Genomic DNA, 13,759 nt, shown 5'->3' with positions numbered 1-13,759 from the left:
GAGGGACCGGTCATCCAACCGCCCGGCGCGCCGGGCGCGCAAATTCCATGAGGTTCCTGTAACGCTTCCGAGACGCTTCTTGTGCGTAGGGTCACGGAACGAGCACCTGGCTTGACGTGTCGTACCCCTCGGGCAGACTTGGCCTGATAGGGATCATCGCGTCAGTCGCGCGCCGAGGGGGAAGCAAGTCATGAGCCAGGACGGCGCACACGGCGCTCAAGGGCGCTACGCGGGCGGTTCGGTCGCCGGCGGCCGGTACCAGCTTCGCGACCTGCTCGGCGAAGGCGGGATGGCGTCCGTATATCTGGCGTACGACTCCGCTCTGGACCGCCAGGTCGCAATCAAGACACTGCACACGGAGCTGGGCCGCGAGCAGTCGTTCCGCGAACGGTTCCGGCGCGAGGCGCAGGCCGTTGCAAAACTGCAGCACACCAACATCGTCTCCGTCTTCGACACCGGCGAGGACGAGCTCGGCGGCGCGCTGATGCCGTACATCGTCATGGAGTACGTGGAGGGGCAGCCGCTCGGCTCCGTGCTCCAGGCGGACATCCAGAGCTACGGCGCGATGCCGGCCGACAAGGCGCTCAAGGTGACGTCCGACGTACTGGCCGCGCTGGACACCAGCCACGAAATGGGTCTCGTCCACCGCGACATCAAGCCCGGCAACGTGATGGTGACCCGGCGCGGTGTCGTGAAGGTCATGGACTTCGGCATCGCCCGCGCCATGCAGTCGGGCGTCACCTCGATGACGCAGACCGGCATGGTCGTCGGCACCCCGCAGTACCTCTCCCCCGAGCAGGCCCTGGGCCGCGGGGTGGACGCGCGCTCCGACCTGTACTCGGTCGGCATCATGCTGTTCCAGTTGCTGACCGGGCGCATCCCGTTCGACGCGGACTCGCCGCTCGCCATCGCGTACGCGCATGTCCAGGAGGAGCCGGCCGTGCCCTCCGCCATCAACCGGTCGATCACCCCGGCGATGGACGCGCTCGTCGCCCGCGCGCTGAAGAAGAATCCGAACGAGCGCTTCCCGAGCGCCGCGGCGATGCAGGACGAGATCGCGCGTGTGCTGAGCGCGGGCGCGCAGACGGGCGCCCCGGTGATCGTCGCGGGCGGCGGCGCACCGTCGAACAGCGGTTCGGGCGTCGGCTCGGCGGTCTTCCCGCCGGTCGACCAGTCCACTCCGGCACCGCAGAGCGTCCAGACGCCGTACCAGCCGGGCCCGTACCAGTCGGGTCCGTACGGCGCGCCCACCCCGGCTCCGTCGTACGGCTATCCGCAGTCGGGCCCGGCGTACCAGGGCCAGGCGCCGATGTCCCCGATGCAGCAGCAGACCCCGCCGCCGTACACGATCGCGCCGCAGCCGCAGGCCGGCTCCCGCGGGGGCGACTCCAGGCGGAACATGCCGGTGATCGTCGGCTCGATCGTGGTCGCGCTGATCGCGATCGGCGGATTGATCACTGTGCTCTCGCTGAAGGACCCGGGCTCGGGCGACGACCCCTCCGCGAAGGACTCGCCGGCCGCGAGCGAGCACAAGGACCCGGAGCGGAACCGGACGATGAGGACCGAGGCCTGCACGGACCCCATGGAGGACACCAACGACCCGAACAAGGTCGACGCGCCGAGCTTCCTCTACAAGGACATCCTCTCGGCGAAGACGTGCGCGGAAGCGGCGGGCTGGACGATCAAGGAGATCAAGGTCCCCGGGAACGCCTACGCGGAGGACCAGGTCGTCGACCAGTTCCCGACTTCCGGAACGGCCGTGCCCAAGACCGGCGCCCACTTCGAACTGCGCATCGCGACGGGCGACCCGGCCTGAGCGGGCGCGGGCAGGATGCTCGCGCGGAGGGTGCTGCGCGGGCACGGGTGCTCGCGCGGAGGGTGCTGGGCGGGTTGGCCGTGGTGCGCGGGTAGGCGGTGAGGCGCGGGTAGGCGGTGGGGCGCGGCTGCGGGGAAGTGACGGCCCTCTGTGTCCGTCCGCGAGGGTGCCTTCCGGGACCACGCACGCGTAGGGGCGTCTCCAGGGACCGGTACGGCCCCAGGGGTTCACCGCACGTTCGAGATGCCGGACTTCACCACACGTTCAAGATGCCGGACATATCGTCACATGTGACGCTGCCCTCATGGCTCCAGGACTTCTCCCTTCGCGGTCCACGAGGTGCGTGGTCTGTCTCATATTCTCGGCGGGTGCGGCGCTGGGGGCCGCGACGGGCGAGGCGCACGCGGAACGGCGTGCCCCCGGCGGGGCGGCGGGGGCGGTCAGCGTCCCGGTGACGCCGCCCGCGACCACGTCGTCCGCACCGCCCGCCCGCCCGTCCAGCGCCCCCGAGGCCGAACCGCCGGGCGAGGCTCCGGCCACCCCCTCGACCACTCCTTCGGCCGAATCCCCCGCGATACCCACGGCCACTCCCCCGGACGACCCCTCGCCCACGCCCTCGGCGTCCTCGGCATCCCCCTCCCCACCCTCCGGCGACCCTTCGGCCACGCCCTCCGCCGACCCTTCCCCCGCCTCCGCGGCCGACGGGTCACCGCCCCCCGAAGCGCAGTCCCCGCTCGCCGGGCGCGAGGCCGGGGAGGGGCGACTGCGGCCCGGACGGCCGCTCCCGCCGTGGGAGCCGGCCCACGCGAACAGTTCCCTCGACGAGCCCGACACGCGACCCGCGGCAACCGATCCGGGGCTGGTGCCCACCGCGATACCGGCGGCCAGCACGTCCCCCGCGCCCGGCCGACCCGCGCCCCAGGCCTTCGGCGGTCCGGCCGCGGAGCGGGTGCAGCGGGTGTCGCTGGGCGGGGGAATCGCGTTGATAGGGCTGGGCCTGGGCTTCCTGGCGTTCCGCATGCGGCGCCCGAACTGAGGCGGGCCGCGGCCCCACCCCAGCCTTCCCACCCCAGCACCCACCCCCTTCCCATCACCGCCCATGGGCTCCGGACGGGACTTGCGCCGAGCAACATACTCGGTATACATACTCAGTATGTCGATCCGTCACGGGCTACTGGCCCTGCTGGAACGGGGGCCCAGATACGGCTCCCAGCTCCGTACCGAATTCGAGTCGCGCACCGGCTCCACCTGGCCGCTCAACGTCGGCCAGGTCTACACGACCCTGAGTCGGCTGGAGCGCGACGGCCTGGTCGTCCAGGACGACGAGGACGACCAGGGGCACGCCCTCTACGCCATCACCGACGACGGCCGCACCGAACTGCGGAGCTGGTTCGAGACGCCCGTCGACCGCACCAATCCGCCCCGCGACGAGCTGGCCATCAAGCTCGCCATGGCGGTCGGCGCGCCCGGTGTGGACATCCGGGCCGTCATCCAGGCCCAGCGCCACCACACGGTGAAGGCGATGCAGGACTACACCCGCCTCAAGGCACAGGCCCTCGCCGATGTCCCGGCCAACCGCGACGAGGTGGCCTGGCTGCTCGTAGTCGAACAGCTGATCTTCCAGGCGGAGGCCGAGGCCCGCTGGCTGGACCACTGCGAGTCCCGGCTGATCCGCCTCGCCGAGGCCGCCGCCACGGAGCCGGAGCCCGAGGCGCGTACGACCGGCCGCACCCCGGCCGACCGCGCTCCCGCCCGTATCGCCCGCCCGCGCACCCGGCGCTGACCACAGACCACCCACGTACGCGCCCGGCACCACTACGGCCCACCACGTACGCGCCCGGCGCCCGGCACCACTACAGCCCACCGCGTACACGCCCGGCGCCCGGCGCCCGGCACCACTACAGCCCACCCACGTACACGCCCGGCGCCCGGCGGCGCCCAGCACCGCCCCGGCCCAGCGCGTGCACCCCGTGCTGGCCCCGGGCCGCTTCGGCGTCCGGCGCCGGCCCGACAGATCCGTTCCAAGGGGGAACCACCCACCATGTCCTCGCGCGCGCCGTCCCGATCCACGGCCTCGTCCGGCTCATCGCCGGCCGTCGACGCACCGGTGCTCGAACTCCGAGCACTCACCCGCACCCACGGCACCGGCATCGCCGAGGTGCACGCCCTTCGCGGCATCGACCTCGCCGTGCACGCCGGTGAACTCGTCGCGGTGATGGGGCCCTCGGGCTCCGGAAAGTCCACCCTGCTGACCATCGCGGGCGGCCTCGACACCGCGACCGGCGGCCAGGTGCTGATCGAGGGCCAGGACATGTCCGGTCTCGGCCGCAAGGGCGTCGCCGCCCTGCGCCGCCGCAGCATCGGCTATGTCTTCCAGGACTACAACCTGATCCCCGCGCTCACCGCCGCCGAGAACATCGCCCTGCCGCGCGAGCTCGACGGGGTCTCCGCGCGCAAGGCCCGCAAGGAAGCACGGGCAGCGCTGGAGGAGATGAGGCTCCTGGAGATCGCCGACCGGTTCCCGGACGAGATGTCGGGTGGCCAGCAGCAACGCGTCGCGATCGCCCGCGCGCTGGTGGGGGACCGGCGCCTCGTACTCGCCGACGAACCGACCGGGGCGCTCGACTCCGAGACCGGCGAGGCCGTGCTCGCGCTGCTGCGCAACCGCTGCGACAAGGGCGCGGCCGGTGTGATGGTCACGCACGAGCCGCGGTACGCCGCCTGGGCGGACCGGGTCGTGTTCCTCCGGGACGGCTCGCTGGTCGACCAGACGCTCACCGCCGACGCCGACTCGCTGCTGGCCGCCGAGGGTGCCGAGGGCGCCGCGTGAGCGTCTTCACGGGCTGGCGCGCCGCCCTCCGCATAGCCAGGCGCGACGCGATGCGCGCCAAGGGCCGCAGCGCGCTGGTGGTCGCGATGATCGCGGTACCGGTACTCGGCGTCACGGCGCTCGATGTGACGTACCGCAGCGTGACGCCGAGCGTCGCCGAGACGCTGACCAGCAAAATAGGCTCCGCCGACGCACTGTTCAGCGACGAGGCGATGGGGCCCATCGAGCAGCTCCCCGACGGAGCAATAAGCAACATCTACATGGGCGTCGACGACGCAGCGCCCGTGAAGGACGGCGGTGCGGTCGACGTCAGGGCGACGTTCCCCAAGGGTTCGCGGGCGATCACCATGCAGTCCGTCCCGGCGAATGTCACCACCCGGTACGGCGTCACGGACACCGAGATCGTCGAGATCCGGACGTCGGACGAGATGGTGCGCGGCAAGGTCGACCTCGTGCGCGGCGCCTACCCGCACGGCAAGGGCGAGATGGCCGCCACGGAGCCGTTCCTGAAGGCGACCGGACTGCACGTCGGCTCGACCACCACCGTGCGCGACTCCGGCCGGACGTACACCGTCACCGGCGTGGTCGAGCTGCCCGGCGAGCTGAAGGCCAAGGCGCTCTACGCCGAACCCGGTGCGGTCATCGCGCCGTGGCAGGCCAAGGCCGACCACGACAAGAAGGTGCTTCCGCCCAACGCCGGTTCCACGGACTGGCTGGTCAAGGGACCCGCAGGGGTCGGCGTGACCTGGCCGACCGTCATGGAGGCCAACAAGTCGGGCGTGCTCGTCACGTCCCGGCAGGTCGTCAACGACCCGCCGCCGGACTCCGAGGTCCCGCTGATGGCCAGAAACCCCGCCGTCGGCGACACCGAGCCCCACGTGCTCAGCACGGCACTCATCACCGTGATCGCCATGGCGGTCCTGGAGATCGTGCTGCTCGCCGGACCGGCCTTCGCGGTCGGCGCGCGCCGTTCGCGCCGCCAACTCGGCCTACTCAGCACCTGCGGTGGAGACCGGCGCCACATCAAGGCCGTGGTGCTCGGCGGCGGTCTGGTGCTCGGCGGCACGGGAGCGGTGGCGGGTGTCGTGGCCGGCCTCGGGCTCACCACGGCTCTTCAGCCCATGATCGAGAACTGGGCCGGAAACCGGTTCGGCTCCCTCACGACGCCGCCCCTGGAGTTGCTGCTCATCGCCGCGATCGGCCTGGTCACCGGCCTGCTGGCGGCGATCGCCCCGGCGATCGTGGCGAGTCGGCAGTCCGTACTGGAGTCGCTCACCGGCCGCCGCGGCGTCCGCCGCTCCTCACGCGTGCTGCCCGTCCTGGGCGCCTGCGTGATGGCGTTCGGCGCCGCGATCGCCCTCTACGGCGGCATCGGCGGAAATTCGGCACTGGTCGCCGGTGGCTCGATCGTCGCCGAACTCGGGCTGCTGGCCTGCATCCCGGTGATCGTCGGCTTTCTTGGGCGGCTCGGCAGGATGCTGTCTCTCTCGCCCCGGGTGGCGCTGCGCGACGCGGCCCGCAACCGCGGCCGTACCGCCCCCGCGGTCGCCGCGGTGATGGCGGCCGTCGCGGGTTCGGTGGCCATCGCCACGCACATGGCCAGCCAGTCGGCCGAGAACGAGTACAACTACGTTCCCCCGCTCACCGAGGGAACCGTCGTCCTCTCGTCCACCGACGAGAAGGCGGCCGAGCGGCTCCCGCTGGCGCGGAAGGCCGTGGAGCGGAGCCTGGCCGTCACCAGCGGACACGCGGACTTCCGGCGGGTCTGGGCAGGCAGCGACTGCAGCACCTACGAGCAGAACCACTGCGGCTCGCTGGAACTGGTCAAGCCCACCGGCAAGGCCCACAGCTGCCCGCTCACCGGCAAGGGGGCCCAGAAGCTCGCCGCGCGGCTCTCTGCCGACGAGCACAAGAAGCTGATGCGGTCCCCCGCGTGCCTCGTCGACCTGATGGCATCCGGAGCCTTCAGCACCGATGAGAGCAACATCGTCGTCGCGGACGCGGCCCTGCTCGACACGTACGTGAAACTCGACGACCCCGCGGCCGCCAGGGCACTGGCCGCCGGCACCCCGGTGCTGCTCAACCCGGTGTACGCGGAGAACGGCGAGGTCACCGTCAAGGCGGTCCACCAGTACAGCGAGAAGGACAAGGAGAACGGGAAGCCCCACCCGGGCAAGGCACGGACCACCATGGACAAGCTGAAGGTGTACGTGGCCCCGGCAAAGTACGCCGCCACCCCCGGAATCCGCATGATCCTCCCGGCGAGGACCGCAGAGCGGCTCGGCCTGCACACCAGGGCGACCGGAAGCGCGTATGCCGTCGTCCACACACCGACGGAAGCCGAGTACCAGCGGGTTTCCGGTGCCATCGAACAGGCCGGCGGCGGCTTCTGGGTGCAGTCCGAATCCGGCCCCGGCCGACGGGACGACACCGTCCTGCTGATCCTGACCCTGTTCGCCGGCACGGTGACCCTGGGCGCGGCCGCGATCACGACGGGCCTCGCCAAGGCGGACGCGGAGGCCGATCTCAACACCCTCAGCGCGGTGGGCGCCCCTCCGGGCGTGCGACGGAAGCTCTCCGGCTTCCAGTGCTTGGTCGTGGCACTCACGGGTGTGGTGCTCGGCACACTGGCGGGCCTGGTGCCCGCGGTGGCGCTGCGCCTCGTCGACCTGCAGGAAGCCCTCAAGACGATGCGGCTCGAACCCACGCACTCGGCGTACACGCCGATCGTGCTGCCCTGGGAGACCATCGGTCTGCTGGTCGTGTGCATTCCGCTGCTGGCCGGGGTGCTCGCGGCGGCGTTCACACGGTCGCGCCTGACGCTGGCCCGGCGGCCCGGATGACGACGCCATCGGTGCGGTCAGTGGCCTGACCAGCTGAATTGGTGCCCCCGTGAATGGTGGATCAACCGTTCACGGGGGCACCACCGTGTTGCACGGCAGGTGTGCGAGACAATGGCGCCATGGAGATGCCGAGGAATGAACGGTCGCAGGAGCACCCCCAAGTCCTCGTAGTGGGGCAGGACGGCATGGCGATCGGCGGCGGTGGCACTGACGACGAGTCGCGTGAGGTCCCGGTGACGGAGATGGTCGAACAGCCCGCGAAGGTCATGCGCATCGGCAGCATGATCAAGCAGCTCCTGGAGGAGGTCAGGGCTGCTCCTCTCGACGAGGCGAGCCGGGTCAGGCTCAAGGAGATCCACGCGAGTTCCGTGAAGGAGCTGGAGGACGGCCTCGCGCCGGAGCTGGTGGAGGAGCTGGAGCGGCTCTCCCTGCCGTTCACCGAGGAGTCGGTGCCCTCCGAGGCGGAACTCCGGATCGCACAGGCCCAGTTGGTGGGCTGGCTGGAGGGCCTCTTCCACGGCATCCAGACGGCGCTGTTCGCGCAGCAGATGGCGGCGCGGGCCCAGTTGGAGCAGATGCGCCGCGCCCTTCCGCCGGGAAGCGGACACGAGGACGAGGACGGCGGCGGGGACCAGCACGGAGCCATCCGGTCGGGCCCGTACCTCTAGTCGGTACGCCCCTCCGGTCGGTACGCCGCATGGGTCGGTGCGCCGCGCTGACACGTATGCGCCGGTGCGGCACGTACGCGCCGCACCGGCCGGTACCCGCTGCACCGGCCGGTCCGTGCCGCACTGGTCGGCCCGTGCCGCACTGGTCGTACGCGCCTCTCCGGTCCGTACGTGCCGCACTGGCCGGTACGCCCTCCGGTCGGCGCCGCTCTGGCCGGTACGCCCTCCGGTCCGTGCCTCTCGATGGCGGAGCAACACCACCAAGGCCCGGCACACATGGTCGACGACCTGTGTGCCGGGCCCCGTTGCGTGCGGTGCGTGCTGCTCGGTGGTGGGGACGGGGACGGGGGCGGGGGGAATGGGGGCGAGGGCGGGGTGGGGCCGGGGCGGGGCGGGCGGGGAGTCAGCCTGCGGGTGTCAGCAGAAGCACTTTCCCGATGTGCACGCTTGACTCCAGCACCCGGTGGGCCTCGGCGGCATCGGGCATCGGCAGCGTGCGGTCCACGATCGGCCGTACGATGCCGTCGGCGATCAGCGGCCAGACGTGTTCGCGTACGGCGGCGACGATGGCGGCCTTCTCGGCGAGCGGGCGGCCGCGCAGCGAAGTCGCGGTGATGGCGGCCCGCTTGTTCAGCAGGGCGCTCAGATTCAGTTCGCCCTTGACGCCGCCTTGGAGGCCGATGACGGCCAGCCGGCCGTTGACGGCAAGCGCCTGCACGTTCCGGTCCAGGTACTTCGCGCCGACGATGTCGAGGATGACGTCCGCACCGGCCCCGTCCGTCGCCTCACGCAGCTCCTCGACGAAGTCCTGCTCCCGGTAGTCGATCAGGATGTCGGCGCCCAGCTCCGCGCAGTGCGCCAGCTTCTCCGGTCCGCCCGCGGTCACGGCGACCCGTGCGCCCACGGCCTTGGCGAGCTGGATCGCCATCGTGCCGATGCCGCTGGACCCGCCGTGCACCAACAGCGTCTCGCCGGGGCGGAGATGGGCCACCATGAACACGTTCGACCAGACCGTGGCCGTCACCTCGGGCAGCGCCGCAGCCAGTGCCAGGTCGACTCCGTCCGGCACGGGCAGCAACTGCCCGGCGGGTACGGCGACCTTCTCCGCGTAACCGCCTCCGGCGAGCAGTGCACACACCTCGTCACCGACCGACCAGCCGCCGACCCCGGGTCCGATCGCCGAGATGCGACCCGCGCACTCCATGCCCGGGTACGGGGACGCGCCGGGCGGCGGGGCGTAGAACCCCTGCCGCTGCAACACGTCGGCGCGATTGACCGCGCTGGACACGACATCGACGAGGACCTCGCCCTCGCCGGCTACCGGATCGGGCACCTCGGCCCATACGAGCGCCTCGGGGCCACCGGGTTCGGGGATCGTGATCGCATACATGGCGGCGAGGCTACTCCGTGGCACACCCGGGTCGAGGCCGTGCCACGAGCCGCACGATGGCGGGGCCCGCTCCCGACGTGCGCAGGTCCGGGCACGGGCACGGGTACGGACACGGACACGGACAAGAGAGCAACGCCCGGCTACGAGCGCGGCACCGGAGCAACGCCCGGCTACGAGCGCGGTGTGCCCGTGGCCGGGTTGCTCAGCGGCGGTTCGTTCGAGGCGCGCACGATGGCGATCAAACGGTCCGTCAGCTGCAGAGGACTGGCGGCCGGATCGTCGTAGCCGAGCAGTCGATGCCCCCGCAACACACTGACGACGAGATCCTCGGTCTCCCGGACGCTCTTGCCCACCTCGGCCTTTATCACCGGCCGTTCGACGAGGTCGAGGCCGCTGCCCTGCTGGATCAGGTCCTCCATCACCGTGCCCGCGCTGGGACTGAGGACGGAGAGGCCGAGCAGCCGGCCCGCCGCGCTGGCGCTGGTGATCACGGCGTCCGCCCCGGACTGCCGGAGCAGCGGCGCGTTCTCCTCCTCGCGCACCGCGGCAACGATCTTCGCCCCACGGTTGAGCTGCCGCGCCGTCAACGCCACCAGCACCGCCGTGTCGTCGCGCTGGGTGGCGATGACGATCTGCCGTGCCTTCTGAAGCTCGGCGCGCAGCAGCACCTCGCTGCGCGTCGCATCACCGACCACGCCCACGAACCCCTCGGCGTTGGCGATCTCGATCACCTTGGACGCCGGGTCGACGATGACGATCTGCTCTTTCCTCAGGCCGGTGGCGCACAGGGTCTGGATGGCCGAACGGCCCTTCGTGCCGAAGCCGACGACAACGGTGTGGTCACGCAAGTTGGCTCTCCAACGCTTCAGCCGAAAATCCTCCCGGGTCCGTTCCGTGAGGACCTCAAGAGTGGTGCCGACCAGGATGATCAGGAACAGCACCCGCAGCGGCGTCACGAGCACCACATTGGTGAGCCGGGCCGTGTCTCCGTACGGGGTGATGTCTCCGTAGCCGGTGGTGGAGAGGGTGACCGTCGCGTAGTACACCGCGTCGAGCAGGTCGACCTTGCCGTCGGCGGCATCGTGATATCCGCCACGGTCGAGCCAGACGATCAGCACAGTGGCCGCAAGCACCAGCAACGCCATCATCAGCCGCTTGGCGACCTGTCGCGCCGGTCCGGCGACGACCCTGCGCGGGAGCTGTACCCGCGTGGGTACGACGTGTTCGTCTGCGCGCCTGGCCATCGCGTCGTGGCCGGGAAGTTTCACGTGAAACACCCTTCCGTCCACGGCAACGCCGAGGCCCACGGTAGATCGAGGATCTCCACCTCGGTGCCGGACCGTACCCCGCCCGGCGGTACGACGGCCAGCCCGTCGGCCGCGGCAATTCCTCGGAGCATCGCCGGACCGTTGTAATGCAGCGGTACGACGTACTCGGCACCGCTGCCGGTTCCCGCTCTGCCGAGACTGTGCGCACTGCCGCCGGTACCGCCCGTGCCGCCCGGGCCGTCGGTGCTGCTGGTGCTGCCGGTGCCGCCCTTGCGGCGGACGACGGGCACCAGACGGGTGTCGTACGGGTGCCCGTGCACCTCGTCGCGCACGACGACCCGGTACGGCGCCGCCGGCGCACGGCCGGCCAGCCCTCGGAGCAGCGGCTCGGCGAGCGTGAGGAGCCCGGAGACAGCGGCCAGCGGATTGCCGGGCAGCCCGACCAGATACGGGCCCGCGGCCGGGCCCGCCGGCCTGAGCCCGGCCAGCAGCATCGGGTGGCCGGGGCGGACGGCGACGCCGTCGACCAGCAGCTCGGCCCCGATCTCGGCGAGGACCGGGTGGACGTGATCGACAGGTCCCGAGGCGGTACCACCGGTGGTGATGACCAGATCGGCGTCGGAGGTGGTGAGGGCGCGCCGTAGGGCCGCGACGTCGTCGCCGAGACGCTGCGGGGCCGCGGCCTCGGCGCCCAGTGCGCGCAGCCAGGGGCCGATCATCGGGCCGAGCGCGTCACGGATCAGTCCGTCGTGCGGCAGCCCGCCGGTCAGCAGTTCGTCACCGAGGACGAGGACATCGACGCGGGGGCGGGGGACGGTGTTCAGCTCGTCGTACCCGGCGGCGGCGGCCAGACCGAGGACTGCGGGCGTCACCAGGGCCCCGGCGGGGAGAAGCTGATCCCCGGAGCGGCATTCCTGACCGCGGGGCCTGATGTCCTGTCCGGGATGTACCTGGTGCTTCGCGTGGAGCAGCCTTTTGGCCTCGTCCACGCGGGCGTGCTCGCTACGGATCACGGCGTTGGCGTCCGCCGGGATGCGCGCTCCGGTGGCGATCCGTACGGCATCGCCGTCGGGGAGAGCGGCAGGGGCTCGGTGCCCGGCGAGGATGCCCAGCCCCAGGCCCGGTCGTGGGCCTGCGTCGGCGCCCATGCCTCCGGAGCCCTCCTCGTTTCGGTTCTCCTCGACCTCGCGCATGGTCCATGGCCCCGGACCGGTGACCACCCAGCCATCCATGGCGGAGGTGTCGAAGGACGGCAGATCGGTGAGCGCGACGAGCGGTTCGGCAAGTACGTGTCCGAGCGCCCGGTCGAGGGGGAGCCGCCGGGTACGGACGGGAACGTCACGGCCCGACCGCGCGGCGAGGGCGCGCGCCTCCCGCCAGGAGACCGCCCGGCTGTGCCGGTCACGCCCGTGCGGCCGGACCGCGCCCTGGTTCGGCGGCGGGGGTGGAGACGGGGTCGGCGACGGGACCGGGAGCTGGTAGGCGGACGCGCGCTCTTCCGTGAGACGGGGCCGGCCCGTGGAGTCCGACGGCTCCGAGGAACACGAGTCCATGGAATCGGACCGGTCCACAGAGTGAGGCCGGTCCGCGGAGTGCGGGCACCCCACGGAGTGCGGGCGGTCCGCGGACTGAGGCCGGTCCCCCGAGCGGAGCCGGTCCGCGGACTGAGGCCGGTCCGCCGAGCGGAGCCGGTCCGCGGACTGAGGCCGACGTGACGAGTGGGGCTCACTTGAAGACCGGCGCCCGACCAGAGCGAGGGCCTGTTCAACAGCCCGGTCCTCCTCGGCGGCCCGCAGTTCCTCCCGGGTCGGCACCCGGTCGCCCTGCGCCGGACGGTCACGCTCCGAAGGCCCGTCGTCCACCATGGCCCCCGCACCCGTCGGGGGCCCGCCGTCCCCCGTGTGCCCCACACCCGTCGAGGGCCCGCCGCCCGTCGGCACAGCGCCCATCGACGCGGCATCGGTCGCCGGGGACAGGTCGGGCCCACCGTGGCGGGCGGTCATTGCGTCTCGTTCTCGTCCGCCCACCGGAGGGCCAGCGCGGCTGCCTTGCGGGCGGCCTCGGCCACCGCCTCGGGGCCGTCGCCGTCGCTGCTCGCCTTCGCCGCCGCGTACCCGACGAGGAACGTCGTCAGGGGCGCGGCGGGGCGGGCGACGCCGTGGGCGGCGTCACGGGCGAGATCGAGCAGGACGTCGGTGTCGACGTCGAGTTCGATGCCCAGTTCGTTCTTGACTGCGGTGATCCATTCGTCCAGCACCGTCCCATGGTCTCTGATGCGGGCCCGGGCCGATGCGATGTCCTCCCAGGTGTCGCAGTCGAAGGCGGCGAGGGGGCCGGCCTCCACCCTGGCAAGGTCGAGTTCATTCGTCAGCAACCGCAGGGGCAGCCCTGACAGACCGCCGTGCTCGGTGGCGATCAGGGCGAGCTCGCGGCGCAGCGGTTCGCCACGGTAGACGGCGACGAGGGGCTGGTCGCGGCCGTCCTGATCGGTGCACAGAGCCCCTTCCCGCTCGCCGTCACGTGCGGTGGCCAGCAACGCTCCGACGGTGCTCACCCCGAGGAACGGCAGGTCGGCGGAGAGTACGAGAACCCATTCCGCGCCGGTACGCCGGACCCCGGCGTCGAGCGCGGCCAACGGGCCACCGCCCTGCGGTTCTTCGCGCGTCCAGGTCACGGCGCGCGCGGTGGGCCGCCGACCACCCACCACCACGGTGGTCGAGGCACCGGCGCAGGCCGCGAGCACCCGGTCGAGCAGCGCACGGCCACCGACCCGGATCCCGGGCTTGTCGGCGCCGCCGAGCCGTTTGGCGGCCCCTCCGGCAAGGACGATGGCGTCGTACGCGGTCATGCCTCCGAGTATGCAGGCCACGGCCTCCCGTTGGTCCTCCCGGTCCGCGATCCGGCGGATCCGCGAAGGGAGGCAACGGGAGCCCGCAGCCGAATC

10 protein-coding genes are annotated in these 13,759 nt (G+C 72.0%); 6 read left to right on the top strand and 4 right to left on the bottom strand.

The window, feature by feature from the left end; all coding sequences use genetic code 11:
• Positions 1-190 precede the first annotated feature (190 nt).
• From ACFVT1_RS05230 to ACFVT1_RS05205, 6 genes are all read left to right on the top strand, one after another.
• A complete protein-coding gene (locus tag ACFVT1_RS05230; protein WP_389792703.1) occupies positions 191-1,816 on the top strand; it encodes a protein kinase in 1,626 nt (541 codons plus the stop codon).
• A 343-nt stretch (positions 1,817-2,159) separates the two neighbouring features.
• Positions 2,160-2,852: a hypothetical protein gene (locus ACFVT1_RS05225; protein ID WP_389792701.1), complete on the top strand. Its 693-nt coding sequence runs from the start codon at positions 2,160-2,162 to the stop codon at positions 2,850-2,852.
• 117 nt (positions 2,853-2,969) lie between these two features.
• Positions 2,970-3,599: a PadR family transcriptional regulator gene (locus ACFVT1_RS05220; protein WP_389792699.1), complete on the top strand. Its 630-nt coding sequence runs from the start codon at positions 2,970-2,972 to the stop codon at positions 3,597-3,599.
• A gap of 258 nt (positions 3,600-3,857) precedes the next feature.
• Positions 3,858-4,646 (top strand): ABC transporter ATP-binding protein, encoded by a 789-nt coding sequence (locus tag ACFVT1_RS05215; RefSeq protein ID WP_389792697.1) that lies wholly within the window; start codon positions 3,858-3,860, stop codon positions 4,644-4,646.
• Positions 4,643-7,489 carry an FtsX-like permease family protein gene (locus ACFVT1_RS05210; protein WP_389792695.1) on the top strand — a complete coding sequence of 949 codons (2,847 nt, stop codon included), beginning with the start codon at positions 4,643-4,645 and terminating at the stop codon, positions 7,487-7,489. Before ACFVT1_RS05215 ends, ACFVT1_RS05210 begins: the two co-directional genes overlap by 4 nt.
• Before the next feature lie 119 nt (positions 7,490-7,608).
• Entirely contained in the window at positions 7,609-8,157 is a 549-nt protein-coding gene (locus ACFVT1_RS05205) for a bacterial proteasome activator family protein (RefSeq protein ID WP_362192657.1), read from the top strand.
• Positions 8,158-8,560: 403 nt separating this feature from the next.
• On the opposite strand, the gene ACFVT1_RS05200 is transcribed toward ACFVT1_RS05205, so the two are convergent.
• The 4 genes from ACFVT1_RS05200 to ACFVT1_RS05185 form a co-directional block, all read right to left on the bottom strand.
• Positions 8,561-9,547, bottom strand: a complete 987-nt coding sequence (locus ACFVT1_RS05200) for an NAD(P)H-quinone oxidoreductase (RefSeq protein ID WP_389792692.1) — start codon at positions 9,545-9,547, stop codon at positions 8,561-8,563.
• A gap of 170 nt (positions 9,548-9,717) precedes the next feature.
• The gene (locus ACFVT1_RS05195; RefSeq protein ID WP_389792690.1) at positions 9,718-10,854 is read right to left on the bottom strand and encodes a potassium channel family protein; all 1,137 of its coding nucleotides are present in this window, start codon (positions 10,852-10,854) and stop codon (positions 9,718-9,720) included.
• A complete protein-coding gene (locus ACFVT1_RS05190) occupies positions 10,812-12,764 on the bottom strand; it encodes a molybdopterin-binding protein (protein ID WP_389793342.1) in 1,953 nt (650 codons plus the stop codon). The genes ACFVT1_RS05195 and ACFVT1_RS05190 overlap by 43 nt, the downstream gene beginning before the upstream one ends.
• A 50-nt stretch (positions 12,765-12,814) precedes the next feature.
• Positions 12,815-13,663 (bottom strand): NTP transferase domain-containing protein, encoded by an 849-nt coding sequence (locus ACFVT1_RS05185; RefSeq protein WP_389792688.1) that lies wholly within the window; start codon positions 13,661-13,663, stop codon positions 12,815-12,817.
• Positions 13,664-13,759 lie beyond the last annotated feature (96 nt).

The sequence above is a fragment of the Streptomyces sp. NPDC057963 genome, from assembly GCF_042887155.1.
Lineage (GTDB): Bacteria > Actinomycetota > Actinomycetes > Streptomycetales > Streptomycetaceae > Streptomyces.
Note: the sequence above shows the minus strand (reverse complement) of the source record. Positions and strands in the feature narration are given on the sequence as shown.

Coding starts and splice junctions, on each gene's coding strand:
- ACFVT1_RS05230 (WP_389792703.1), top strand. CDS start 191: ATGAGCCAGGACGGCGCACACGGCGCTCAAGGGCGCTACGCGGGCGGT.
- ACFVT1_RS05220 (WP_389792699.1), top strand. CDS start 2,970: ATGTCGATCCGTCACGGGCTACTGGCCCTGCTGGAACGGGGGCCCAGA.
- ACFVT1_RS05215 (WP_389792697.1), top strand. CDS start 3,858: ATGTCCTCGCGCGCGCCGTCCCGATCCACGGCCTCGTCCGGCTCATCG.
- ACFVT1_RS05205 (WP_362192657.1), top strand. CDS start 7,609: ATGGAGATGCCGAGGAATGAACGGTCGCAGGAGCACCCCCAAGTCCTC.
- ACFVT1_RS05200 (WP_389792692.1), bottom strand. CDS start 9,547: ATGTATGCGATCACGATCCCCGAACCCGGTGGCCCCGAGGCGCTCGTA.
- ACFVT1_RS05190 (WP_389793342.1), bottom strand. CDS start 12,764: ATGGGCGCTGTGCCGACGGGCGGCGGGCCCTCGACGGGTGTGGGGCAC.
- ACFVT1_RS05185 (WP_389792688.1), bottom strand. CDS start 13,663: ATGACCGCGTACGACGCCATCGTCCTTGCCGGAGGGGCCGCCAAACGG.